Origin of the sequence: Mucilaginibacter gossypii (genome assembly GCF_900100945.1) — a bacterium.
GTDB lineage: Bacteria > Bacteroidota > Bacteroidia > Sphingobacteriales > Sphingobacteriaceae > Mucilaginibacter > Mucilaginibacter gossypii.
This window is the reverse complement of the sequence record NZ_FNCG01000001.1, coordinates 406206-432579: the sequence shown is the minus strand read 5'-3', so window position 1 is coordinate 432579 and position 26374 is coordinate 406206. Positions and strand designations below refer to the sequence as shown.

23 protein-coding genes are annotated in these 26374 nt (G+C 42.9%); 5 read left to right on the top strand and 18 right to left on the bottom strand.

Annotated elements, in window-relative coordinates; translation table 11 throughout:
- Window positions 1-152: 152 nt before the first annotated feature.
- From BLS28_RS01925 to BLS28_RS01910, 4 genes are all read right to left on the bottom strand, one after another.
- Window positions 153-620, bottom strand: coding sequence for a nuclear transport factor 2 family protein (locus tag BLS28_RS01925; RefSeq protein ID WP_091162624.1), 468 nt, complete (start codon window positions 618-620; stop codon window positions 153-155).
- Between the two features lie 12 nt (window positions 621-632).
- A complete protein-coding gene (locus BLS28_RS01920; RefSeq protein WP_143020673.1) occupies window positions 633-1751 on the bottom strand; it encodes a serine hydrolase domain-containing protein in 1119 nt (372 codons plus the stop codon).
- Between the two features lie 278 nt (window positions 1752-2029).
- Window positions 2030-3256, bottom strand: a complete 1227-nt coding sequence (locus BLS28_RS01915) for an RNA polymerase sigma factor (RefSeq protein WP_091162622.1) — start codon at window positions 3254-3256, stop codon at window positions 2030-2032.
- Window positions 3257-3296: 40 nt separating this feature from the next.
- Window positions 3297-3647: a YciI family protein gene (locus BLS28_RS01910; protein ID WP_091162621.1), complete on the bottom strand. Its 351-nt coding sequence runs from the start codon at window positions 3645-3647 to the stop codon at window positions 3297-3299.
- Window positions 3648-3839: 192 nt separating this feature from the next.
- Here BLS28_RS01910 and BLS28_RS01905 point away from each other — a divergent pair, with 192 nt between their 5' ends.
- Both BLS28_RS01905 and BLS28_RS01900 read left to right on the top strand, forming a co-directional pair.
- On the top strand, window positions 3840-4826 hold the full coding sequence (locus tag BLS28_RS01905) for an aldo/keto reductase (RefSeq protein WP_091162620.1): 987 nt from the start codon (window positions 3840-3842) through the stop codon (window positions 4824-4826).
- Window positions 4827-4911: 85 nt separating this feature from the next.
- Complete coding sequence (locus BLS28_RS01900) at window positions 4912-5262, top strand: TfoX/Sxy family protein (RefSeq protein WP_091162619.1); 351 nt, start codon at window positions 4912-4914, stop codon at window positions 5260-5262.
- Between the two features lie 195 nt (window positions 5263-5457).
- Here BLS28_RS01900 and BLS28_RS01895 read toward each other — a convergent pair whose 3' ends face one another.
- From BLS28_RS01895 to fbaA, 3 genes are all read right to left on the bottom strand, one after another.
- The gene (locus tag BLS28_RS01895; protein ID WP_091162618.1) at window positions 5458-5883 is read right to left on the bottom strand and encodes a GNAT family N-acetyltransferase; all 426 of its coding nucleotides are present in this window, start codon (window positions 5881-5883) and stop codon (window positions 5458-5460) included.
- Window positions 5840-6358 carry a low affinity iron permease family protein gene (locus tag BLS28_RS01890; RefSeq protein WP_091162918.1) on the bottom strand — a complete coding sequence of 173 codons (519 nt, stop codon included), beginning with the start codon at window positions 6356-6358 and terminating at the stop codon, window positions 5840-5842. Before BLS28_RS01890 ends, BLS28_RS01895 begins: the two co-directional genes overlap by 44 nt.
- 108 nt (window positions 6359-6466) lie before the next feature.
- On the bottom strand, window positions 6467-7546 hold the full coding sequence (gene fbaA, locus BLS28_RS01885) for a class II fructose-bisphosphate aldolase (protein WP_091162617.1): 1080 nt from the start codon (window positions 7544-7546) through the stop codon (window positions 6467-6469).
- 268 nt (window positions 7547-7814) lie between these two features.
- Between fbaA and accD the strand changes: the two genes are divergently transcribed.
- From accD to BLS28_RS01870, 3 genes are all read left to right on the top strand, one after another.
- Entirely contained in the window at window positions 7815-8660 is an 846-nt protein-coding gene (gene accD / locus BLS28_RS01880; RefSeq protein ID WP_091162616.1) for an acetyl-CoA carboxylase, carboxyltransferase subunit beta, read from the top strand.
- Between the two features lie 608 nt (window positions 8661-9268).
- Window positions 9269-11152 carry a molecular chaperone HtpG gene (htpG, locus tag BLS28_RS01875; RefSeq protein WP_091162917.1) on the top strand — a complete coding sequence of 628 codons (1884 nt, stop codon included), beginning with the start codon at window positions 9269-9271 and terminating at the stop codon, window positions 11150-11152.
- Between the two features lie 164 nt (window positions 11153-11316).
- Entirely contained in the window at window positions 11317-11829 is a 513-nt protein-coding gene (locus BLS28_RS01870) for a DUF4251 domain-containing protein (RefSeq protein WP_176844341.1), read from the top strand.
- Window positions 11830-11905: 76 nt separating this feature from the next.
- On the opposite strand, the gene eutC is transcribed toward BLS28_RS01870, so the two are convergent.
- From eutC to BLS28_RS01810, 11 genes are all read right to left on the bottom strand, one after another.
- Window positions 11906-12664, bottom strand: coding sequence for an ethanolamine ammonia-lyase subunit EutC (gene eutC, locus BLS28_RS01865; RefSeq protein WP_091162614.1), 759 nt, complete (start codon window positions 12662-12664; stop codon window positions 11906-11908).
- A gap of 213 nt (window positions 12665-12877) precedes the next feature.
- Entirely contained in the window at window positions 12878-14245 is a 1368-nt protein-coding gene (locus BLS28_RS01860; protein WP_091162613.1) for an ethanolamine ammonia-lyase subunit EutB, read from the bottom strand.
- A gap of 101 nt (window positions 14246-14346) precedes the next feature.
- Complete coding sequence (eat, locus tag BLS28_RS01855) at window positions 14347-15699, bottom strand: ethanolamine permease (protein WP_091162612.1); 1353 nt, start codon at window positions 15697-15699, stop codon at window positions 14347-14349.
- A gap of 270 nt (window positions 15700-15969) precedes the next feature.
- On the bottom strand, window positions 15970-16899 hold the full coding sequence (locus tag BLS28_RS01850) for a sugar phosphate isomerase/epimerase family protein (RefSeq protein ID WP_091162611.1): 930 nt from the start codon (window positions 16897-16899) through the stop codon (window positions 15970-15972).
- A 223-nt stretch (window positions 16900-17122) separates the two neighbouring features.
- Window positions 17123-19723, bottom strand: coding sequence for an MGH1-like glycoside hydrolase domain-containing protein (locus BLS28_RS01845; protein WP_091162610.1), 2601 nt, complete (start codon window positions 19721-19723; stop codon window positions 17123-17125).
- A gap of 392 nt (window positions 19724-20115) precedes the next feature.
- A complete protein-coding gene (locus BLS28_RS01840; RefSeq protein WP_091162609.1) occupies window positions 20116-21186 on the bottom strand; it encodes a dipeptidase in 1071 nt (356 codons plus the stop codon).
- A gap of 14 nt (window positions 21187-21200) precedes the next feature.
- Complete coding sequence (locus tag BLS28_RS01835; protein WP_091162608.1) at window positions 21201-22313, bottom strand: D-TA family PLP-dependent enzyme; 1113 nt, start codon at window positions 22311-22313, stop codon at window positions 21201-21203.
- Window positions 22314-22437: 124 nt separating this feature from the next.
- The gene (locus BLS28_RS01830; protein WP_223266270.1) at window positions 22438-22941 is read right to left on the bottom strand and encodes a RidA family protein; all 504 of its coding nucleotides are present in this window, start codon (window positions 22939-22941) and stop codon (window positions 22438-22440) included.
- A gap of 235 nt (window positions 22942-23176) precedes the next feature.
- Window positions 23177-24253, bottom strand: a complete 1077-nt coding sequence (locus BLS28_RS01820) for a hypothetical protein (protein ID WP_091162916.1) — start codon at window positions 24251-24253, stop codon at window positions 23177-23179.
- Window positions 24254-24346: 93 nt separating this feature from the next.
- A complete protein-coding gene (locus BLS28_RS01815; RefSeq protein WP_091162606.1) occupies window positions 24347-25453 on the bottom strand; it encodes a hypothetical protein in 1107 nt (368 codons plus the stop codon).
- 101 nt (window positions 25454-25554) lie between these two features.
- A complete protein-coding gene (locus BLS28_RS01810) occupies window positions 25555-26370 on the bottom strand; it encodes a hypothetical protein (protein WP_091162605.1) in 816 nt (271 codons plus the stop codon).
- Between the last annotated feature and the right edge of the window lie 4 nt (window positions 26371-26374).

Below are 26374 nucleotides of genomic sequence, written 5' to 3'. Positions count from 1 at the left end.
GCCTCATTGCAAGGCACCTTTAGATTAGTAGCCAAAATAAAAACTTTATGGTTTACGAATAAGCTGAAACGAACGCGAGATATTAGCAATGTTACTCCCTGATGCGTTAGTTTACCAAAATGGCATGGCTGCTTTTAAGCAACCATGTCATTTTAGTGACCGTAGGTGATTTCCCGGGTTACTTTCCAAATGCCGTCTTTCTTTTGCCAGATCTGCATAAACTTATACGTAAACACCTGCAATTTGCCGTTTTCAACATGAGAAAAGGTGTGCATTCCGGTCTCGATAGCACCATAATCTTTAATTGGATATACTTCCATTGACCCAGGAATCAATTTCCGATTCAATACATAACTCATTTTAAACAGTCCACCGAAGGCTTGTTTTGTTTGATCAAAGTTTCGTACGCCGGTGTTGTCCTGGTAAAGTTCCAGACTATTATCGAAGTGATTCATTAGCTGATCAAGATTGCGGCTATTGAAGTCCCTGAATTGAAGCGAATCCTGTTGTGCTATCTCATTGAACAATGGCCCGGATGTTTGTGCCTCTGCACCAGTACAGGTAAAAAAAATTGAAGCGACTAAAAGCGCAGTAGTAAAAAAATTGTTCATTGTTTTCATATTATAGTTTTGTTAATTTTTCATTTCGGTAGCAATTATAGCATTGCCCTGTTCTTTCAAAAAGATCTTAACCAGATCGGTATATATTTGAGGGCCATTATCTGAATTAGTGAAGATCAATAAAGCGCGACTGGTTTTTGGTAAAATAAAGACGATTGTATTTACGCCCGGATCAATGCCACTGTGCGATAAGCAAAATTCTCGTCCCAAATCTGGATAAACGGCCCAACCTAAGCCCATGAACTTATTCTCTTTTATCATAGACAGCGGGCTGGTCATTTGCCGATAAAGCGCCTTTGATAAACCACCCCCTTTTATTATCCAAATCAGGAATTTGCTGTAATCCGCTACAGTTGTTTTTAGTTGGTCGGCCGCACTGGGACTGCTATTTTTTATGATCTCTAATGGCTCTCCATTGCTATTATGCGCAACAGCAAAATGATCTAACATCCTATCATTCCAAATAAAATGCGTATCGTTCATATGTAGGGGTTTGAAAATCAGGGAATCAGCCAATTGTTCCAACGACCGGTGAAATTTACTTTCAAGTGCGTGCCGCAAATATTCCATCCCTTCGCCGGAATACTGGAACTTTAAACCGGGCTCAAACTCAAAGGCCAACTTTTTTGAAGGCGTCATCCATCGCCAGTTTGGAAACCCACTTTGGTGCGTCAGGATATGTTTAGTAGTGAGCTTTTTACTCCTCGGATCAGCTGCAACATCAGGATCAGTCCAGTAATGATAGATTGGTTCGTCCAGATCCCAGTCACCAGAGTTAACCAGACACAGTGTTACCATTGTTGTTACTGTTTTGGTGATTGAGGCGACATTAAATAATGTATTAGCAGGCGCAGAAACTCCCGTGTTAAGTTCGCCGTACACTTTTGAGAAGAAGATTTCGCCTTTATCAACAAAGGCCAATCCCAATGTGGGAATATGCTTATCCTTCATCAACCGGACAATAGTAGAATCTGCTACTTGCGCATTTACAGCTGGCGCATAAAAGAAAGTTAATAATAATAGCGTTTTAATCTTAGGTAATATTCGGTTCATTGGGGGTGAAATTATATAATTATGATTTAAACCTGAGAAACCATCGTCATGCCACTCATGTAATTGATTGATAGGCAATACATTATTATTACCATGATTGAGATTTATGTATCGTAAACGAACGATCAGCGTCCGTTTACAGATGAAGGTTGCCCCATCAATCAACACTATATAACAGCTTGCTTCTTCTGACCGAGACAGAACAGGAAATCATGTGAGGGAAGTGCAGATTTTTCAAAATAATGATTAGAAAAAAACTTTTGTAAAAGTCTTAGAATACGAAGCAATCCCAACTGTTCGATGAGGACATTGTTTAGTGCCTTGCAATTAGGCTTTTTTAAACACGGCAATTTATTTCATAATAAAGCCTTTAAATCCTTCGTAATTCTACTTTTATCGGTAGTGGTCTTAGCCAGTTTCAGGGCAGTTTGCAAATGCAATACTGCCTTTTTACGATCTACCCCTGTATACAAGTAACCAAGCAGTACATGGTACAAATGATTAGTATCCAGTTTTAACTTTTCGGCCTCAATAATGGCTTTCTCCTTTCCTTTTACCTTTGCCAAAGCATAAGCCCTGTTCAACGCAGCCGCAGGCGAATAAGCAGTAATAAGTAACCTATTGTAGAGCATTAATATATTTTCCCATTTTTCGGTAGTATCAGTTTTAATCGTATGCCAATAAGCTATAGCAGCTTCAATATGATATTTACCGGCGCCGTTTCCTTTCTTTGAGGCAAGGTTTAGATAGTATCGTCCTTTTACTATCAAATCATCATTCCAAAGCATTCTGTCCTGGTCATCATAGCGAATCATTTCGCCATGTTCATCTACCCTGGCATCAAACCTTGAAGCATGAAAACACATCAATGATAACAAGGCATTCGCCTCGGGCAGGTTGGTTTGTTTGTTTTCTATAAGGAGATAGTTAAGCCGCATGGCTTCTAAACACAAATCTTTTCGCAATGTAGTGCTCTGGCAGCTGGAGTAATAGCCCTCATTAAACAGCAGGTATAAAGTTTTCAGTACGATGTCCAGCCGGTTAACAATATCAGCCGGTTCAGGAAAAACGATCTTTACTTTTTGTTCCCGAAGCTTTTCCTTAGCCCTGAACAGGCGTTTATTAATGGTTTCTTTATTCGATAAAAAAGCCTCGGCAATTTCATCAATTCCGAAACCGCAAAGGATACGTAATGCAAGGCCAATCTGTGCCTCGGCCGGCAATACCGGGTGACAAATAGCAAACATCATTTGCAGCTGGCTGTCGCTAATATTTTGGTCAGAAAGATCGATCTCTGCCCCGTAATTATCCTCTGCAACAATCCCTTCGGCTATTTTTTGCTTAAACCTGGAGCCACGCCTTACATAATCGGTTGCTTTATTGCGGGCCACTGTATATAACCACGCTTTAGGGTTATCCGGCAACCCCTTGATCCCCCATGTTTCGGCAGCTGTGAGAAAAGTATCACTGGCAATATCTTCGGCGGCTTCTATACGTTCAAAGCCGAAATAATGGCATAATACCGCGATTATCTTTTGATATTCGGAGCGGAACAAATGTGGTAGAAGCTGATCTTGCTGCATAAAACAAGCAGCCTCCCGTATATGGGAGGCTGCAAATCAATTATACTTCCATTGGGATGATAGGACGCACCTCAACACTTCCCCCTACCGACAGGATCGGGCAGCCCTTTGATAACTCCGCGGCTTCTTCCAGCGACGACGCTTTGATAATGCTGTAACCGCCTATAGCTTCCTTAACTTCAACATAAGGGCCGTCTGTTACCACATTGTCGGGTTTTACTACGCTGCCGGAGGTATCCAACCTATTGCCTACGGCCACCAGTTTGTTTTGTGCGGCAATCCCGCCAATCCATTCGCGCCAGTAATTCATCATGGTTTGCATCTGTTCGGGCGACCGCTGCGCTGCAGTGGCTTCTGCGTCTCTTCTGAAGATCAATAAGAACTCGTTCATGTTTTTTGAATTTAATGGTTAAAAACCAAAAGACGATCAGGTTTAGATGAATTGGACAACCACTCGATTTTTTTTTCAAATTAACCAGAAAAAGTTAATCTGCAATGTATAACCTTACATAATACTTATAAATGGAGGTTGATGTGCTTTTGTTATTTCGCGTACTTTGATAGTAAAAAATACTACCACATTATGAAATACAGAAAATTAGGAAACACCGGAATTGAGCTTTCGGCTATTGGACTGGGATGTATGGGCATGAACCATGCTTACGGCCAGCCGGATGACGATGAATCAATAGCAACACTTGAAAAATCAATAGAAATAGGCATTAACTTTTGGGATACGGCTGATGTTTATGCTAACGGCCGAAATGAGGAGCTGGTATCAAAAGTATTAGTACCAAATCGCGATAAGATTTTCATTGCCACCAAATTTGGATTTAAAGCAGGTGCCGATGGCAGGCTAACAGAATTTGATGGCTCACCCGCCTATATCAAAACTGCTGTTGAGCAAAGTTTAAAACGCTTAAAAACAGATGTGATTGATCTTTACTATGCTCACCGCATCGATCCAAATGTGCCCGTAGAGGACATGGTTGGTGCCATGGCCGACCTGGTAAAAGAAGGTAAAGTAAAATACCTGGGCCTGTCTGAAGCTTCGGCAAACTCTGTCCGTCGTGCACACGCGGTGCATCCAATCAGTGCCTTGCAAAGTGAATATTCTTTATTAACCCGCGATGTTGAGGCCGAGATTTTGCCGGTTTGCAAAGAGCTTGGGATTTCATTTGTGCCATTCAGTCCGCTGGTGCGTGGTTTGGTTACTAATGCGTTGGATGTAACCAAACTGGCTGATAATGATTTCAGGAAAAGCCTGCCCCGTTATCAGGATGCCAACGCCGAAAATAATATGGGCCTGGCTCATGAGTTTGCACAACTTGCGGCTCAAAAAAACTGCACACCTGCCCAGTTAGCCCTTGCCTGGGTGCTGGCACAAGGCGATAACATTATCCCTATTCCAGGAACAAAGAGGAGAAAATACCTTCTGGACAATGCCTGCTCGGTTGATGTGGAATTAACCGCCAATGATTTACGGGATATTGAAACCGTTTTAGCTAAATACCCGGATACCGGCGACAGGTATAATGAGGCTAATTACAAATTTGTTGATAAGAATTAATTGTAATTTTATTTCACGAAGGCGCTGAGACGCCGGATTTCCGCTTGCTGTCTTAGCGCCTCTGCGTGAAAAAATATAAACCCTTATGGCATATAACGAACGAATGGCCGATCGTATTCGCGAAGCATTAATGGACCTTCCGGTGGTGGAAGAAAAGAAAATGTTCCAGGGAGTTTGTTTTATGGTAGATGATAAGTTATGTGTTTGCGTACGCGACAATAGCATTTTGTGCCGCATTGGCGAACAACAAGCGGCTATTGAACTTGAGAAAGGAAACTGTAACCAAATGGTAAGCGGCGAAAGAGTAATGAAAGGCTATGTTTATGTTGAAGATTTCACCCTGCAAACCACCGCCCAGCTGAATTACTGGATCAACCTGTGCCTTGCATTTAATCCGCTGGCAGAGGCATCTAAAAAGAGGAAAAGAAGTAAATAACAGTAGCCCTGCCTATAATATTTATCTCTTTCGATTCAAATACAACAAGATGTCATTTCGAAACAAGGAACGAGTGAGAAATCTTATTAGCTATGCTCAACGAATTTTATAAAGCGGCTTACTTGGTGTAGAAGATTTCTCCTCTCCTCCAACGCACGTACCTTAACCCAGTTTCGTCGAAATGACAAAGTTTTTTTACTTCTTCACCATTTTATAATGTTTGATCCCGGCTTCTTCAAACTCCGGCCCTGATGCTTCAAAGCCCAGTTTTTCATAAAAAGGCACAGCATGGGTTTGCGAATTAAGATAAACATAATCCGCATCGGCCGGCAAATCAGTTAACACCGCTTTCACCAGCTCTCCTCCTATCCCAAATCCTCTGAACCTTTTCAATACGGCAAACCGCTCAAGCTTATAACCATTTTCGGTTTTACGCCAGCGGCAGGCACCGGCCGGTTCTCCATCAACGGTAGCTAAAAAATGATGAGATACATCTTCATGCTCATATTCCAGTTCGGGCGGGCAATTTTGTTCAACAACAAACACTTCCCTCCTTATGGCATGTACGATATCAAGATCAGCTTGTTCCGTTACTTTTTTTACTATGGTTTTTGCGGGCATCGATATAATGCGGTTTTGTTTTGAAATGATTGAGTTTTGTGGTATGGTTTTCCCTCGCGGCATCAATAGAGTGTGTACAGGTGATATCACTTTCCTCTTCGGCAAGTCCGGCCAGTTCCACATAAAATTTATGCAATTGATCGAGCTCCTTTTCGGTAATATCTTCAATATCAACCATCCGGTTACTTGCCCCCTGATGCGAGGCAAGCAGCTCATTCAGTTTCAAATGTATAGCTTTCGAATCTTTATTTTGTGATTTCTGAATCAAAAAAACCATCAGAAAAGTAACTACAGTAGTACCGGTATTGATAACCAACTGCCAGGTATCCGAATAATGGAATAATGGTCCGGTTATTCCCCAAACAATGATGATACCAAAAGCCGTGATAAATGCTCCCGAACTACCCGTGGCCATAGTGGCCCAGTTGGCAAAGCGTTCAAATAAATTCTTTTTCTTCTTATTAATTTCAACCATATAGCAGCCTTTATCTTTTTGGGGGGCGAATCGCCTGCTGCCTGTAAACAACAAAGCGCCTGTACAACAAATGTACAGGCGCTTTTGTTAGTTAGTTTATAATGAATATTATAATTTGCTGTGTACGTCGATACAGTTAAGATCTTCGAAAGCAGCAGAAAGCCTTTTAACAAAGGTTTCCTCGCCTTTGCGTAACCAAACGCGCGGGTCATAATATTTTTTGTTTGGAGAATCCTCACCATCCGGGCTGCCGATCTGGCTTTGCAAATAGCCTTCTTTTGATTTATAGTAATCTTTAATGCCCTCCCAGAAAGCCCACTGCATATCAGTATCAATATTCATTTTGATAGCACCATATGAAATAGCTTCACGTATCTCTTCCTGGCTTGAACCAGAACCACCATGGAATACAAAGTTGATCGGTTTTTCGGCAGTTAAACCAAATTTTTGTTTAACATACTCCTGTGAGTTATGCAGGATAACCGGTTGTAACTTAACATTACCTGGTTTGTACACACCATGAACGTTACCAAAAGCAGCAGCTACAGTAAAACGGGGGCTTACTTTTAAAAGGTGCTCATATGAATAAGAAACCTCTTCTGGCTGGGTATATAAACGTGAACTGTCAACGTCAGAGTTGTCAACACCATCTTCTTCCCCGCCGGTTACACCCAACTCAATTTCAAGGGTCATGCCCATTTTAGCCATACGCTCAAGGTATTTAGCCGAAATTTCGATATTCTCTTCAATAGGCTCTTCTGAAAGGTCGAGCATGTGCGATGAAAATAAAGGCTTACCTGTTTCGGCAAAAAATTTCTCGCCATGATCCAGCAGGCCATCAATCCACGGTAACAATTTCTTGGCAGCATGGTCTGTATGCAGGATAACCGCAACGCCATAATGCTCAGCCAACAGGTGAACATGCTTTGCAGCAGATACACCACCTAAAATACAGGCCTGAAGTTTTGAATTATCCAATGATTTGCCGGCGTAAAACTGTGCACCGCCATTTGACAGCTGAATAATAACCGGTGAGTTAACAGCTTTAGCTGTTTCCATAACTGCATTGATAGTATTAGTACCAATAACATTTACTGCCGGTAAAGCAAACTGGTGCTTTTTTGCTGCTTCAAATAGTTCCTGCACCTGATCGCCGTGCAGAACACCTCTATAATTTTTTAAATCCATTAGCGTTTATTTGGGGCTCGAAGTTATAAAATTTATTGAATTCGGATAAGCAATCTTAAAAGTATATTAAAACGGTAGTAAAAATAGGGTTAATTTAAAAATATGATATAATCAATTAACAATCCGATCCTTTTATTACAAAAATAGCATTAAATAAGCAATTAAACTTTCAAGCAAACATTTGCCCTCTATAACTTTTTATATACCGGCACCACATGTTTAATATTTTTTGTTTCTTTGTACCCAATTGAAAGAGTTAGACACAGATATGGCATGGTTTAAACGAGAGTTGAAAGGGATAATTACGACTACTGAGGAAAAAAAGGAAGCCCCCGATGGCATCTGGAATAAATGCCCTAATTGTAAAAAACCTTTACACTATTCTGAGCAGGTAGAAAATCAATATGTGTGCCATTACTGTGGCTTCCACCTGCGCATAGGTTCAAAAGAATATTTTTCGGTACTATTTGATAATAACGAATTTACAGAACTTTTCCCTGAACTTACTTCCGGCGATCCGCTTCATTTTGAAGATACCAAAAAGTATACCGACCGACTTAAGGAAACTCAGCACAAAACAGGCTTGAAAGATGCAATAAGGGCGGGTGCAGGTAAAATTGACGGTCAGGACCTTGTTATTGCCTGTATGGATTTTAACTTCATTGGGGGATCAATGGGATCGGTAGTTGGTGAAAAGATAGCCCGCTCTATTGATTACTGTATCCAGCATAAAGTTCCGTTCCTGATGATCTCAAAATCGGGTGGTGCGCGCATGATGGAAGCGGCATTTTCATTGATGCAAATGGCTAAAACATCGGCTAAGCTTGCCTTGCTTTCACAGACAAAAATCCCTTATATATCTTTACTTACCGATCCAACCACCGGTGGCGTAACAGCGTCATACGCCATGTTAGGCGATATTAATATTGCTGAGCCAGGTGCATTAATCGGCTTTGCAGGCCCAAGGGTAATTAAAGAAACCATTAAAAAAGATCTTCCTAAAGGTTTCCAAACTGCCGAGTTTGTGCAGGAGCACGGTTTCCTTGATTTCATTGTCGACAGGAGAGAAATGAAAGAAAAATTAGCCTCGTTTATTAAAATGATGGCCAATTAAGATATCTTAATCAACCTTGATATAGTAAGGGATAAGCTTAATGTTTATCCCTTATTTTTTTCTATCGCCTCTGGAAAATCGTCATTGCGAGGAGGAACGACGAAGCAATCGCGAACTCTGCAGGGGCACTTGCATAGCCGCTTGTAAAATTGGGGATTATTAATAATTATAATTTGTTTTTTATAGGTATTAATGAGCTCCCTTCGGTCGGTTGTCTTTGTACCTTATAATGACATTGTCGTAAGTTATTGATTATTAAGTATATTTATTAAACCCATTTTGTGATATGGGCGTTGCCTGCGGCCAGGCTATCCGCTACAAGTCCTCGCCTTTCCTGCCCGCAAACCCAACCCGCGCTGTGGGCTTTTCGCTGCTATCCTTAACGCGCCCCCGCACAATATCCTTAAAACATAGTTTATACGTTATTATATTTTTTTTGGGGTTCTGACCTGATGGTTCCTCGCAATGACGGGTGGATAGGCCTTACCTCCACAACCAATCTGACTAAATCCTCCCTCACCTGCCATTTTGACAATACATTAACAATTGGAACATTCATTGATAACACAATTGCGACAAACATTAAATCAACCATATTAAATATAGTTATGCAAGAAAAAGGCAGCATTTCGATCCACACCGAGAACATTTTCCCGATCATTAAGAAGTTCTTATACTCTGATAATGAGATATTTTTGCGCGAGCTGGTATCAAACGCGGTAGATGCTACCCAAAAAATTAAACGTTTGGCTTCATTAGGCCAGTACACCGGCGAACTTGGTGACCTCCGTGTTGAGGTTGCTTTTGATGCAGACAAAAAGACCATCACCATTAGCGATAATGGTATCGGTATGACCGCTGAAGAGATCAAAAAATACATCAACCAGATCGCTTTCTCAGGCGCCACCGAATTCATGGAGAAATTCAAGGAGGCTAAGGATGCCAACGAGATCATCGGCCGCTTTGGTTTAGGTTTTTATTCGGCTTTCATGGTGGCCGATAAGGTAGAGATCCAAACCCTGTCGTACCAGGAAGGTGCAGAACCTGCTTTCTGGGTGTGCGACGGTAGCACCGAATTTGAAATTGGCGAAGGTATTTTAGAAGAGCGTGGCACCGAAATTACACTGTACATCAACGATGAATCGGCTGAATTTTTAAGTCAATACAAACTTCAAGAGATCCTTGATAAATATTGCAAATTTTTGCCGGTGCCTATCAAATTCGGCACCAAAACAGAATCTGTTGAAGATGGCGTTGATGAAGAAGGTAAACCAAAATACACTTCAGTTGAAGTTGATAACATCGTCAACACCACTAACCCTATCTGGACAAAGGCACCATCTGAACTAAAAGATGAGGATTACCTCGACTTTTACAAACAACTTTATCCTTTCAGTGAAGACCCATTATTCTGGATCCACCTTAACGTAGACTATCCTTTCAACCTGACAGGTGTACTATACTTCCCTAAACTGAAAAACGATTTTGAATTCCAGAAAAACAAGATCAAATTATTTAGTCGCCAGGTATTTATTACCGACGAGGTAAAAGACATTGTTCCTGAATTTTTGATGCTGTTACATGGCGTTATCGATTCACCCGATATCCCGCTTAACGTATCACGCAGCTTTTTACAGGCCGATAGCAACGTTAAAAAGATCAACAGCTATATCACCAAAAAAGTAGCTGATAAATTGGCAGACCTTTTCAAAGCCGACCGCAAAGCTTACGAAGAAAAATGGACAGATATTGGCCTCTTTGTAAAATACGGTATGGTGAGCGAAGACAAGTTTTATGACAAAGCAAAAGACTTTGTTTTGGTTACCAACACCGAAAAACAAAACTTCACCCTGCCTGAGTATAAAGACAAAGTTGAAGCAAACCAAACAGATAAAGACGGTCAGTTGGTTTACATCTACACCAATGATCCGGCAAAACAGGATTCATTTATCCAATCGGCCAATAAAAAAGGCTATGATGTATTGGTGATGAACTCTCCTATCGACAACCACTTTATTAGCCAGTTGGAGCAAAAATTAGAGAAAACATCATTAAAACGTGTTGACGCTGATGTTGCTGATAAACTGATTAAAAAGGATGACGCGCTTGAAACTGTACTTACCGAAGAACAGAGCACCCAGGTAAAAAGCATTTTCGACAAAGCCATCAACAGGCCAGCTTACAACGTTCAGATAGAAAGCCTTAACCCCGACGAGTTACCGGTTACCGTAACTATGGATGAGTTTATGCGCCGCATGAAAGATATGGCAGCTATGGGTGGTGGTATGAGCTTTTATGGCAACATGCCTGATAATTACAAGGTGATTGTAAACGGTAATCACAAACTGGTAAGCCGTATTTTGCAGGAAGAAGACGAAACTGTACAGGCCCAGCTTTCAAAACAAGCTTTTGACTTAGCATTGTTATCACAAGGTTTATTGACAGGTGCCGATTTAACCGAGTTTGTTAAACGCAGCGTGAGCTTAATATAATTTTTCGAGTCGCTTCTTGAGGAATTGCACAAGCCACCCTTTTTTATATTTTTCTTTCAAAAGCCACCCGAAACGGGTGGCTTTTTTGTTTAAAGATTGCTTAAATTTGAATGTACTTAAACCTAAATAACTCTTTACTGTCTAACCACTTAAACATTTATATCATGAAAACCTTAAACAAAATAGCCCTTTTGGCTGCTTTCATATTTATTGGGGTTAACGTAAGCTTTGCTCAAACCAAAGCTGAGAAAAAGGCAGCGAAGCAGGCTGAAATCAAAAAGATGGTAGAGGACCAAAACTTTGTATTTAAGGCAAATTATGCTTTACCGATGCGGGGCGGTACCAGGCCGCTTACCTCTGATTATGACATGACGATAAGTAAAGATACCATTGTATCATTTTTACCTTATTTTGGCCGGGCTTATGTAGCGCCTCCTCCGGGAACAACAGATGGCGGTATTAAAGTTAACACGACAAAGTTTACGTACTCGTCGACCCCAAAAGGCAAAGGCTGGAACATCACCATTAAACCCAAAGAAAAAAACATAGCCGACTGGCGCGATGTGCAAACATTTAACCTAAGTATTTCGCAGGATGGATACGGCTCCCTGCAAGTGATCAGCAGTAACCGCGACCCAATATCATTTAATGGTTACATTGAAGCGAGGAGGAAATAAGTAGGAAAAGCTTAAAGCTTAAAAAATTGGCCCGGAGCATAATGCTTTGGGCTTTTTGCTTTCAGCGTTTAGCTCATTAACCTTCAGCTATCAATCCCGCATTATCCTTCAGCTCCACTCCCGACAGTTTCCGTTTAAACGCCTCATTAATTAAATAGAAGATCTTTTTTGCTGCCTTTTTATAGGTTAAACCTTTGGGGCGGATATTAGAAACACAGTTTCGTGATTCGTCTGTCAAACCGGGTTTGGGATTATAGGTAAGATATGCACCAAGACTATCCGCGGCACTTAGACCAGGGCGCTCACCAATCAAGATCAAAGACAGTTTAGCCTTCAGGCCATACCCAATATCATCGCCAATAGCTACCCTGCCTTGTTCAACCAGACTTATTGGCGCAAGCTTTAAACTATCGGCAACCAACAAAGGAATTAGCGCATCGAGCAAACCAATTGTATTTTCATTTACCGCCGTTGCAGAGAGACCATCAACTATCATAATAGCCACATCACTTTCAATACTGTAGCCGTTTAACTCATTCAATGAGGCCTCATTAAGTTTACGCCCAAGATCGGGCCGTTGCAGGTATTGCCGCCGGTCTGTTACCTGGCTATGCAGGTGCAGGATAGGCTGTTCAAAGTGTTTAAGGGAATTAGTTAGTTTGCCTGAATTTAATTCAGAGTATACAGCATCACGTGCATGCGCATGTGCCAGTTTAAACTCAAGCGACTGTTTTAAGGGGATACTCGTTCCCACCCGGCCAATAGCTATCCTTGCAGAAGTAAACTCTTGCAAGGCTTTCAAAGGTTCAATTTCATGTGGGATGTTTCGTTTCATTTTTATATATCGCCTTAGTCGCTCGGCTCCAGCCGAGTGACAACTATTAAAAGGCCTCCGGCCTGCGTATCATAAGGTTTCACGTCGGCCAGAGGCCGTAAGATAGCTGACACTCGGCCGGAGCCGAGCGACGGCGGAGGATGATACCGTATTTTTTATTTTTCGTCAGTTCAAAAAACCTTTTACCTTTCGCCTTTACCCTTTTGCCTTCAATCAAAAACCTTTCAACAACCCATGCTCCCTAACAGGCAGCATATAGCCTTTATCATCAACAATCCCCTGCTTTATCAACCACCCCTCAAACTCGGGGGCTGGTTTCAAACCTAATACTTTGCGCAGGTAAAGGGCATCATGAAACGATGTTGACTGGTAATTAAGCATAATATCATCCGAGCCCGGAATACCCATCACGAAGTTGCAACCCGCTACACCAAGCAACGTAAGCAGGTTATCCATATCGTCCTGATCGGCTTCCGCATGATTGGTATAACAAACGTCAACTCCCATGGGCAAGCCAAGCAGTTTTCCGCAAAAATGATCTTCAAGCGCGGCACGAATAATCTGTTTGCCATCATACAAATATTCGGGGCCAATAAAACCAACTACAGTATTCACCAGCAAAGGATTAAACTTACGGGCGACGGCATAGGCCCGCACCTCGCAGGTTTGCTGATCAACACAGAAATTGGCATTGGCCGATAAGGCGCTACCCTGTCCGGTTTCAAAATACATTACATTATTACCAACAGTACCCCGCTTTAACGATAGTGTGGCCTGGTAAGCTTCCTCAATCAAGCTTAAATTAACCCCGAAACTGGCGTTGGCCTTCTCTGTACCGGCTATGGATTGAAAACACAGATCTACAGGAGCACCTTCGTTAACCAATTGTAATGTGGTAGTTATGTGGCTTAGCACGCAGGTTTGTGTAGGGATATCGAAACGGTGCCGTAACTCATCCATCAACGTCAATAAACTGCTCACCGCCGCCGGACTGTCAGTCGCCGGGTTAATGCCTATAACAGCATCGCCGCTACCAAATAATAAGCCGTCGATGATGCTGGCCGCTACTCCCCGCGGATCATCAGTTGGGTGATTGGGCTGTAAACGCGTACTGAAATGTCCCTTTAAGCCTATGGTATTACGAAAGCGGGTAACCACCTGGCATTTATTGGCCATAGCAATCAGGTCTTGGTTGCGCATCAGTTTGGATACTGCAGCAACCATTTCGGGTGTCAAGCCGGGAGCTATAGTTGTTAAAATAGCACAGTCGGTTTCGTCACTTAATAACCAGTCACGTAATTCGCCAACGGTTAAATGGCCAATGTGACTAAAGGCAGCCTTATCATGATCGTCAATGATCAGGCGGGTAATTTCATCGTCCTCATAAGGGATTACCGCTTCATTTAAAAAGTTTTTAAGCGGCACATCGGCCAGGGTAATTTGTGCAGCCACTCGTTCCTCATACCCGCCGGCGCAAAGCCCGGCCAGTTCATCGCCCGAGCGGTAGGGTGACGCCTTGCCCAGCAATGTTTTCAGGTCGGGAAACTTATAAACCCGGTGATGTATGTTGTGGCGGTACATTTCTTTATATCATTATTTCACTGGTCATTGGATCATTTTTTTTCAATCATTATGTCATCGGTTCATTAATCAAAAAGCGAACAAGCAAATGATTTGATGACTCAATGATTAATGACCTCCTCATCCATTGGTGCGCTCATCATATCTTCTGTTAAAGCCACTTTATGCTTGCCCATCACTATAAAAATCAGTAAAACAATTACTAATCCACCTGCAAAAATGAGGCTCATATCTGGGTTAAAATAGATTGTTGCTATTAAACATATCACACAAATAACCAAAGCTATTGCCGGGAAAACCGGGTACACCGGGGCCAAGAAGGGTCGGCTTAAACGGGGCTCCTTTTTTCGCAGTATAAACAGGCTCAGCATACTCATGATATACATAACCACTGCACCAAGTACCGAGAGCATGATGATCTGATCCGTCTTAAACTTATAAATGAAGATGGAGCTTACTACACCACTTACAACAAGCGCCCAGTGAGGCGTTTTAAACCTGTGGTTAATATCGGATAGCATCCGGGGCAAATAACCACTGCGGGCCATAGCAAACACCTGCCGCGAAGAGGCAAGAATAATACCATGCAGCGATGCTATCAGCCCAAACAAACCTATACTGGCAAATATTTTGGTTAAGCCGTTACCCTTACCCAATACTATCCCGATAGCCTCGGGCAAGGGGTAATCTAAATGGCTTAGCTTGCGCCAGTCGGTCAATCCGCCGGTTATGATCATTACACCCAGCGCTAACACTACCAGCGTTATAATAGCCGATATATAGCCGCGGGGAATATTCCTTTTGGGGTTCTCCACTTCTTCGGCCACCATCGCAACACCTTCAATGGCCAGGTAAAACCAAACCGCAAAAGGCAGGGCTGCAAACACACCAGCCCAGCCAAAGGGCATAGGATTGGTGAGGTAGTTTACCATTTTAAAATGTGGCGATACAATACCAAGGTAAAGCAGCAGCTCAATTACGGCAAGTACAGTAATGAACACCGAAAACGTAGCCGATTCCTTTACCCCAAGCATATTTAAAAGGATAAAAAGAACATTAAAGCCCATAGCGGCCTCTGCTATTGGGATAGCCGGGTATAAAAAATGCAGGTAGCTTCCTAAAGAAACTGCTACAGCAGGCGTAGCCACCAGGAAATCAACAAGGGTAGCGTAACCGGCAATTAACCCGCCAAACGGTCCCATAGCCCGATACGCATAAGCAAAAGCGCCTCCCGCATGAGGTATGGAGGCGGTGAGTTCGGTATAGCTAAAAATAAATGTAATATACATCAAGGTGATAACCAGGGTGGCTATGAGCAAACCTATAGTGCCGGATACAGCCCATCCCAAATTCCACCCGAAATATTCGCCCGAAATAACCAGACCTACGGCTATGGCCCATAAATGGATAGGTTTCAAAACCCTTTTTAAATGTTCTGTAGATGTTTCTGCCATGCGCCGCCGTTATAAATAATATTTTATCGCCTTAAATTACTCAACAGGCAGGTTAAATCAAAATTACGGTACATTATGGAATTGTTAAGCCATACTTTTCCGAAAAATACAACAAGTTCCGGCGTCTTCTTTTACAAAAAAGCTCATAAACTAAAATAAGAGGCAAACAACAATCGTTAGCAAACAAAACAGCCGATAAAACTTAATTTATCGGCTGCAATTCTATTATAAAACAATTAATAGTTAACGATTAGGATATCACTCCCCTATTTACACCATCAGCTTATCCTTCAAATATCCCATACTGGCTGTAATACTTGCAAAGGCATCTTTAGGCATATCATGCTCTACAAAAAAGTGTTGCATACCTGCTGATTTAGCCGCTGCAAAAATTGGTTTAAAATCAATAGTGCCGCCTCCTACAGGTTGTATATTCTGCCTGCCTGCATCCAAATCTTTCACATGCCAAAGCGGGAAACGACCGGGATGTTCCTTAAACATTTCTACCGGATTTTTACCTGCCTTAACAGCCCAGGCCAAATCAAGCTCCATTTTTACATTACCTGCATCTGTTTCGCTTAATAATAAATCATAAGGCACTTTACCATCAACCGCGTGGAACTCCATATCGTGATTATGATATGCAAACTGGATGCCGGCTTTTTTAGCAGCTTCTCCCGTTTTGTTCAGCACCTCAATGGTCGATTTTATTTCATCAAGCGTAGCCGTAGGCGAATTGGCACAAACCAGGTATTGAACGCCGCCTTCAGCAACCTCGTCAATCACCTGCTGCATATTATCGCGCAGGTTCAATACAGGAGGCAATACCATCGGCTTACCATCTGCACCTGCAGGCATTTTTGCTCCCGGTGGCAGTTTAAACGGAGCGCCAAGAACATGGTGCGAGGTCCAGCTCATACCCAGGTCATTCACCATAGCTTTAAATTCTTTAGGCTTCATACCATAATAGCCGCCTTTTTTACTAAAAGCCGATTCCAATTCCTTGTATCCTATAGCCGCAATTTTGCTCAGCGTGCCCTTTACATCTTCGTCAATAACGCCGAAAAAAGTAAACAACTGCAGTCCTACAGGATGATGCTCCATGTTACTCAAAAAACTTGCTGCTTTACCCGATAAAGCCATGCCGCCAAGCACCAATGCACCGGTGCCTTTAATAAAATTTCTTCTGCTGTAAATCATGCTTGATAATGGTTAATAATTAACTGGTACAGTAAAGCTAATTAATTAATAATAAGCCAGGAAATTTTATTGTGTCTTTTTTACACAATAATTCATATCAAGCTAAAAGTATCATGCTGAAAGTTGATTGACAGACGGAAGCTTTAATATTTATCTGCAGCAATCCCACCACGACACAATGTTGATTTATAGCGCTGCGCCGGGTTTATCATATACATAAACGCTACTCCAGGTACAAACAATTGGCTATCAAGCCCGTCCAGCCGGTTTGATGTGCGGCACCTAAACCAAGACCTGTATCGCCATCAAAAAATTCATAAAACAAAATGTGATCTTTAAAATGCGGATCGGTTTGCTGTTTTGGATTTTTGCCGTAAACTGGTCGTTCACCATTTTCGTTTTTCATAAACAGTTTGGAAACCCGGGCATATAGTTCGTTGGCTACCTCTTTCAGGTTCATAAAGTTGCCAGATCCGGTCGGGCATTCTATTTTAAACTCATTTCCATAAAACATATGGAACCGGTGCAAACTATCAATGATCAGGTAATTGATAGGCATCCAGATAGGGCCGCGCCAGTTACTGTTGCCACCAAATAAACCGCTGTCACTCTCGCCCGGCACATAGGATATGCCAAATTCAACTCCATTTACCGAAACGTAATAAGGATGTTTAAGATGATACTTTGAAAGTGAACGGATCCCATAATCGCTCAAAAACTCGTTTTCATCCAACATGTATTTGAGCAATGATTTCATCCTATAGCCGCGCAGCAAACTAATCAGGTGTTTACCGTTGCTTCCCTTCTCGTTCCAGCGCGAAACCAGCGAGGCAAGATCGGGCCGGTTTTCGGCAAACCATTTCATACGATCTTTAAATACCGGGCTCTCCATAATATCTTTCTCGTCCAGCACTTCAGTAGCAAACAGAGGAATCAATCCTACTATACTTCGTACCCGCATTTTTACAGAACCATCATCAGGAAAACGGATCTGGTCATAAAAAAAGCCATCGTCATCATCCCAAAGGCCTTCATTGTTTTCGCCCAGGTTTGACATGGCCCCTATAATATAAATAAAATGCTCAAAAAACTTTGAAGCAATATCAGCGTAAGCTTTGTCGGTTTCGGTAAGCTCGGTGGCAATACGCAGCAAATTAAGCGAATACATGGCCATCCAACTGGTACCATCGGCCTGTTCCAAATGCTGCCCGGATGGTAAATGCATATTACGGTCGAAAACACCGATATTATCCATGCCCAGGAAACCACCCTCAAAAATATTATTCCCCGATTGGTCCTTACGATTAACCCACCAGGTAAAATTTAGCATGAGTTTGTGAAAAACCCGCTCCAGGAAATAGGTATCCCCTTTACCGTTATTGTTTTCTTTATCGGTTTTATAAACGTTCCATACAGCCATGGCATGTACCGGAGGGTTAACATCACCAAAGTCCCATTCATAGGCCGGCAACTGGCCGTTAGGGTGCATATACCAATCGCGGGTAAGCAAAATCAACTGATTTTTGGCAAAGGCCATATCAATGGTTGCCAGCGGCAGGCAGTGAAAAGCAAGGTCCCAGGCGGCAAACCAGGGATATTCCCACTTATCGGGCATTGAAACAATATCGCGGGTATTAAGATGCGTCCATTTACTGTTTCGGGCTTTTTGCCTTTGCGCAGGCGGGCGGGGCATCCCCTTATCACCGCTAAGCCAATGGCGGATATCTGAATAGTAAAACTGCTTGTTCCATAACATGCCGGCAAAAGCCTGCCGCTGAATAAGGCGGCGATCGGGGTTCATGGTAGCGCCATGAATATCGTTATAAAACTGGTCGGCCTCTGTTTGGCGAACAGCAAAAACTTCGTCAAAATCCTCAAAACTATAATTTGCGTCTTCAGACAGTCGCAAGCGTATGGTTACGCTTCGCCGCGCCGGGATATTTAAATCGTAGTTTATAGCTGCTTTGGTACCCATGTTTTTAGGATTTACAGTATCGGCAGCATGAATAATGTAATCGTTTATACCATCCTTATAATACTTTCGGCCATCGTCATAATTATAAAGCCTGCGCGAGTTAGTTTCATTATCACAGAACAGGAGTTGAGCTTGCCCTTCGACGTGCAGCCACATCTGCCCAAGGTCTTTATGAAAAATGCTGATCACTTTATCCGAAGAAGCACAAAGATCTGGTTTGCGCGAATCATATCCCCAAGCCCAGGTATTGCGGAACCATAAAGTAGGCATTACATTAAGCGGGGCATCCTCTTCACTCCGGTTATGAATAGTTATTTTAATGAGGATATCTTCCTGCGCGCTTTTGGCATATTCGGTAAAAACATCAAAATATTCGTTGCGATCAAATATCTCCGTGTCCATCAGTTCAAATTCTGGATCCTGGCGGCCGCGGTGTTTGTTCTCATCAACTAACCATTTGTACGGAAACTCGTTTTGCGGATATTTATACAACGTTTTCATGTACGAGTGTGTAGGTGTACTATCCAGATAGTAGTACATCTCTTTCACATCCTCGCCATGATTACCTTCGGGGTTGCTTAAACCAAAATATCGTTCTTTAATTATAGGGTCTTTCTTATTCCACAATGCTATTGCAAAACACAGATATTGCTGCCTGTCGCAGATACCGGCTATACCTTCCTCGCCCCAGCGATAAGCTTTGCTGCGGGCCATATCATGGGTTATGTAGTTCCAGGCATCACCATTTGCACTGTAATCCTCCCTCACGGTACCCCACTGCCTATCACTTACATAAGGCCCCCATTTTTTCCAGCCTGTATCCTTTAACCTTGATTGTTCTGCATTCATAGTATAGATGACAATTTACACTATCCCTAATTTAAGGTAAGTGTTTCGCAAAGTAGATTTAATTAAGGAAAGTTACAGATATAAAAGGCAGGTTTTACTGTTTAATGAAGAAAGCGAAGGATTTGGAGCGTGGTATTTTTAAAATCGCTTTTTGTTGTCTGGTCGAAGTTTAGCGGTAGCTTAACTTCGACCCAAAATAAGTTAAGCTTTCAGCTTAACTACGATACCCTATGCTACGATTTCATAAATTAGCTTACAAGCTCCGCTACAGAAGCAGAATGCTTCCATAGTTATAGATCTAAGTTACGCTACCGCTAAACTTCCACCATTGTCCAATCGATGCAGCCTTTTTCGGAGAACAACCCACTGCAAACTAAAAACTGCCAACTGATTTATGCCAAGGCATTCCTTAAAAACCTGAGCCAGTTGCCATGCATCATATTTTGGATATCCGCATCCGTATAGCCACGTTTTTTTAACAGATCCGGTACTTTTTGCAAATCGGCAATTGTTTCCAGGTCATAAGGGCACTGCTCCCTGCCAAAAGCGCCGTCAAGATCGGTACCCATGCCTACGTGCAGGGCATTACCGGCTATCTGGCAAATATGATCGATATGATCAACCATAACTTCCATATTACAATTCATACCTTTTGGGGTAGATACGCCCCTTACCCATCCGGGCACCATCATCCAGGCATCAAGGGCCGCGCCTATAACTGCTCCGCGATCAATCAATGCTTTGATCATCTCATCGCTGTACTGGCGGTTATGATTTACCAGTGCCCGGCAATTGTTATGACTTGCCCAAACGTGCCCGCTAAAATGATCGAGTGCTTCCCAAAAACTATCATCACAAAGATGGGTAGCGTCTAAAATAATATTCAGGCGTTCCATTTCTCTAAGCAGTTCATGACCTTTAGGCCCCATATAGCCAGTAGCATCAGTACCCTGGGCATACCTGCCGTGGCCATAATGCGCAGGGCCAACAGCCCGCAAGCCATAATTATAAGCGCGCTCCAAATGCTTCACGGTCACTATCGAATCGGCACCTTCCAAACTCAAAATATACCCAACCGGCTTTTTTTCTGACGGGGTACCATCATTCCAAAGTTCTAAATGTTTGTCAAGCGATGGCAGATCGTTCACCTGCACCATTTCGCCGGCATCTTCCATAGCCTTGTACCAGGCTACCTGTCCCTGGGTTTGCGCCCAGGCCTGCTCGGGCGAGTGCCAGCCGGGCAACGGGTTACCAGGTGCTACATAACGCCCAATCTGGGTAGCTACTACCAGGCCAATATTCCCTTTACGCAATTCGGGCAGGGTAACAACAGCATTGGCACGATCTGGCTTGTCGGTTAAGCCTTCTTCGCGTTGGTTTACTTCAACAAGCGGGCGCGTAAGGTCGCGGTTCCACTCCAGGGCGTTCATGCTTAAATCTAAATGGGCATCTATAACAAACATGGTATCAGGGGTATTTAAATGGTAATTTTGCGGTCGCGGGCCTTGTTAAGCCACTCACCGGTAACATTTTCGTTTTCGATAGTATAAACGCGCTCGTACAGCGCTACAGTAGGACAAACATGATGCGGAATACCATAAAGTATATCACCCACCTGATATTGGTGGTTAGCCCCTGCTTCAACTACCAGATGCTCCTCACTTTGGCTTAACGGGTAAAGTCCGGGTGCATTTAAAAAGTAAATGCGTTTACTCAATTCATTCTCGGCTGATATCGACTTATGACCCACATCCAGACAAAGCTTTGTTGGGCCAGGCAGAGAAATTACCCGCGTAATAACCAGTGCCGCGGGTAAAAAACCTTGCTCGGGCATACCCACCTGGTAACCTTTATCCCAGTAAACAAACGTGCCAGGACTACATTCAACATAATGACGTTTGGCATGGATAGGAAAGGTTGGTGAACCTCCGGCTACGATGACCGGTTCGGGATAGCCTTTACTTTTTACAGTTTGCTGCAACTTAAGCACAGGATCAAATGCAAAGTTACAGCGTTCGGCCCGTTTCTGCAGGTCTACATCGTGAATGTGACCATCATAAGCATGCAAACCCACGGGGCTAATGCCTGGCAGTACACGGCAATCCATATAAAGTTGAAGGGCTTCAAAACCTGGCGTTATGCCTGTGCGGTTCATACCTACGTTCAAATCCAGATATACGTCGATATTAGCATTAAATCTTACCGCTTCGTCAGAGATTTCCTTTGCCGACGCGGAGTTATCAACCAAACATGAAAAACGCGTTTGCGGATAAGCATGGATCAACCTGATGAACCGGTGCAGCTTAGGACCCTGGGGTTGATAAGCCAGCAAAACATCAGGAGCTTTGCTCATGGCCAGCAGTTCGGCCTCGGCAATGGTGGCACATTTGAACTTACTGATGCCTGCCTCCAGCAGCAAAGCGGTAACTTCGGCATTTTTATAGGTTTTAACATGTGGGCGCAAACGCTTAATATCATCAATCATGCCGGTAAGCATGGCTATGTTTGTTTTAACCCTGTCGGGATAAACCACCAGTGCCGGGGTATCCAGCTTATCAAGATCCTGTATATTATACCAGTTGGGGGTCATGGATTAAGTATTTTTTCATGTAGAGGCGCATAATTGCGACTCCGAACATCCAAAGCCGTCTGCATAGTGCCCTTGCAAAAGGGAGACGCAATTATGCGTCTCTACAGAATGGAAATTGTAGATTTTATTCTAATTCAAACAGAGCTTCAATCTCAACAGGGATATTATCAGGTAATGAGCCCATACCCACCGCGCTGCGTACGCCTATGCCGTTCTCCTCGCCCCAAATTTTGGCAAAAAGTTCGCTGGCGCCATTTATGATAAATGGGTGCTTTTCAAATTCGGGTGTACAGTTAACCATACCCAGCACTTTTATAACACGTTTTATCTTATTGAAACTGCCGATGTTGGCTTTAATGGTAGCAAGCATAGTTAAACCAACCTGTTGCGCGGCAAGCTTGCCATCTTCCTGGCTTACTGTTTCACCAATGCGGCCAATAATCAGTGAAGCATCATCCTGTACCGGACCATGGCCCGACAGGTATAAATATTTGCCATCAACTAAACATGGTTTATAAACGCCAAGTGGTTTTGGTGCAGGCGGCAGGTTTAATCCCAGCGCTGCAAAGTTTTCTTCGGGAGTGTTCATGAACGTAAAACTATTGTTTTTAAGTAAAAAAGTGTCCATAAAAAATAATTTTACGCGAATGCTGCCTACAGGACAGAATTTATTCGAATTACACGAATTAAAAGAGCTAAAAATAATTCGCACAATTAATTTATTCGGAAATTCGAATTCAAAGTTTGTTCTGCAAATAGCAGATTTTAGGTAATTCGATCTGATTCGGAAAATTAGTACTAAATAAAAAAGCCGGGGATCTCACTCCCGGCTTCACCAAATCAACTAAGTAGTATATATAATCTCAAAATTTAAACGACACTCCAAAATTGATAGCATAATCGGCAAATGCAGCGTCGCCGATAACGTATTTACCGGTGGCTATCGAGTTTTCTTTATCAGTAACACTTTGTGTGCGGTCGCGCTTCAGGGCGATGGGCACGCTGGCAAAGATATTTACCCTTTTAAATGCGTAGCTCAGGGCAGGCTCTGCAGAAATGATATAACCCGGACGGCGGAAAGCGTCGCTTTTACCTATCAGGTCATGAACGGGGATCCCCTCAATACGGCCACCAGCTGATATAGTGAACACATGCGCTATGGTATAATTAACACCTAAACGGGCCAGGTACTGATCGGGCACACTTGAAATAGCTTCGTTGGCCAGTGTTGCGCTCAAAGTTTCACGATAAGTGCGGGTACCGTTGGTATTGCGCGGGTTGCTCATATAATACAGGTTACTATACCCGCTAAAGCCGCTGCCAAAACCCAGGTAACCGTTTGCTTCGGCAATGATACCCAAACCGCCATCCCCTAACTGAATGGATTGATCAACAGGGCGCTCGGAAGGGATGACGTTGTAAAAATGTGATTTATAATTAAAATCACCGGTAGGCAACTTGATACCTAAACCAACCTGGATATTTCCCCTCGTTTTACGGCTATCAAACAACCACCTGTTAACAACGATGCGGGCATCGCCAATACCCTGCGAGTATGAATTATGGCGCTCTTTACCGCCGTGCTCATATAATGAAGAGCGGGTATTAACAAGATAAGGTACACCAACAGATACTGACCAATACTGGTTAAAATTACGGGTAAGATTTAGATCAAAAGTATGTTGATGGTTGATCACCTCGTTACCTATCACCAGGCGTTGCTTCTGCTCGTCACTACCTTTAAAGTGGCGAAACGATTTAAAATAACGCCATGAAGCGGTAAGCTCCCAACCTTTGTATGAAGTATCCTGCGTAGTATGTTCCATGTTACTGAATGGGCCATCTCCTTTAATAGCAACGCAGCCTTGCGCGTGTACACGGTTATAGGTAAGCAGCAGGCACGTCGCTACGCAAAAGAGAAATTGTAAAGTATGTTTCATAATATGTTGTTTAAGTGTAATTGCAACTTGTAAGCAGTGGTTGAATAAAGCCGGGGTCTCAATGCCGGCTTTAAAATCAACCAAAACAATTTTCTATTTAATTCTAAAAGTTATCCCCACGTTGATGGCATAATCGGCAAATGCGGCATCGCCCTGAGTATAAGTTCCTGTTAAGTTGGTTGTAATTTTATCCGGTACGCTTTGCGTGCGGTCGCGTTTTAATGCTACAGGTACAAAAGCGTAAATTGAAAATGATTTAACACGGTAAGTAACACCCGGCTCGGCAGAGATGATATATCCGGGCCTGCGGAAGCCATTGCTCCCTCCTACAAGGTCATGCACGGGCAAACATTCATAACGTACACCGGCCGAAAAATCAAACTTGCTGACGCCGTAGCTTGCACCGCCGCGGATCATTACCTGGTCGGGCACGCTCATAACATCACTGCCGTTGGCAACCGCTTTGGCACTTGGTGCACCGCCACGGGCCGATGATACACCATTTTGCTCCCTTGGACTGATGAGATAGTAAAACCCGCCGTATAGGCCAAACCTGTGTGTAAAATTGTAATAAGTATTGATCTCAGTGGTGATACCTGTGCCACCATCACCCAATTGGATAGATTGATCAACAGGACCAAGCGTTTTGCCATCGTTGGCAGCAGTATGGTAAAAATAATCCTGGTAATTGTAGTTTCCGGTTGGCAGCTTGATACCCAGGCCAACCTGGATATTGCCACGGCGGGCCTTTACAGGGTTTAATAACCAGGCATATGCTGTTAAACGTACATCGCCCAAACCAAAGGAATGTGTTTCCAAACGCTCCTTACCTCCATGCTCATATAATGATGAACGGCTGTTATCAACTATAGGTAAATCAACAGCAAACGACCACCGATTATTAAATATGCGGGTTAAAGTTAAATCCTGCGTATAGGAATGATTAATAACATTGGTTCCTTGTTGAATTCGTTGTTTTTGCTCCTTGGTACCAACAAAGTGTTTATACGAGCGAAAGTAACGGTTATTGCTGTTTAACAACCAGCTGCCATTGTTGGAAACACTATCGGGATGTTCATCCATAGTGCATAAACCGCCTGTGCTTCTAATAGCGACACAACCTTGCGCATTTACCTTGGCAAAGGTTGTAAATAGGATAACCGTTGTAACGCCAATAAATTTCAGTACCAGTTTTTTCATAGTATTATTAAAAGTGTTTTTGTGCAATTGTTTAGTTAATATGTTTGCAAAGCAGGGTAACTTTTTACCCTGTTCAATAAGCTTTTTTATGTTTTGATGGATTAACTTGCTCTTAAATGTGATGTATGTTTAAAAGGCCAGAGAATATAACCAGCCGGTGCTTTTTTAACCGCAAACCACAAGGCCAGCAATACACCATAGCTCCCGCCGCGTTCTACCCACTCAAACATTTCGTATTTTGGATAAAAGAGCTCGCTGGATATTTTCCATATAATAAAAACGAGGAGTATATTTTTAAAGGGACGAATAAGCACTGTTAACGCAGCCAGCACCTCAAACAAGCCAACAAACTGGGCCGTTTTAGCCGGTTCAGCAAAACCAAGCGTATGGTATTGACTTAATAAACCTTGCTTTTGGATAAGGTTGAGCCAGCCATGGCCTATTAGCAGCAAAAATGCAAATACCCTTAACCAGGTAATAACTTTAGCCAGGGTTTCGGCATTGATACTAACATTATCATCCATACGGGCAAGCCATTGTTTTTTACCTAATGGGAACCCTCCCTGTACCAACAGTAAAGCAAACGGTGCACCGTAGTTGCCGGCACGTTCAATGAACTCGGCAAAAGGTTCGCCCGACAGTGGGCGCATAGATGCAGTAGCCAGTCCCCAAACCACCAGCCATGCAGCTATGGCACGGGTTGGATAAACCAGCATAGAAATGCCCATTAATATGTCCACGGTACCTACATAAGGCATCAGTGTATAGGCCATTTCTTTACCTATGCCGACAACACCAAAGTAGTTACACCAAATTTGTTTGGTTATAATACCAAAGCAACCGTGCCCTATAAAGCACATAGCTACCGCGAGCCGAAGCGTGTGATATATTTTCTGATCGTTTGTTAAGCTGCGCATTGTT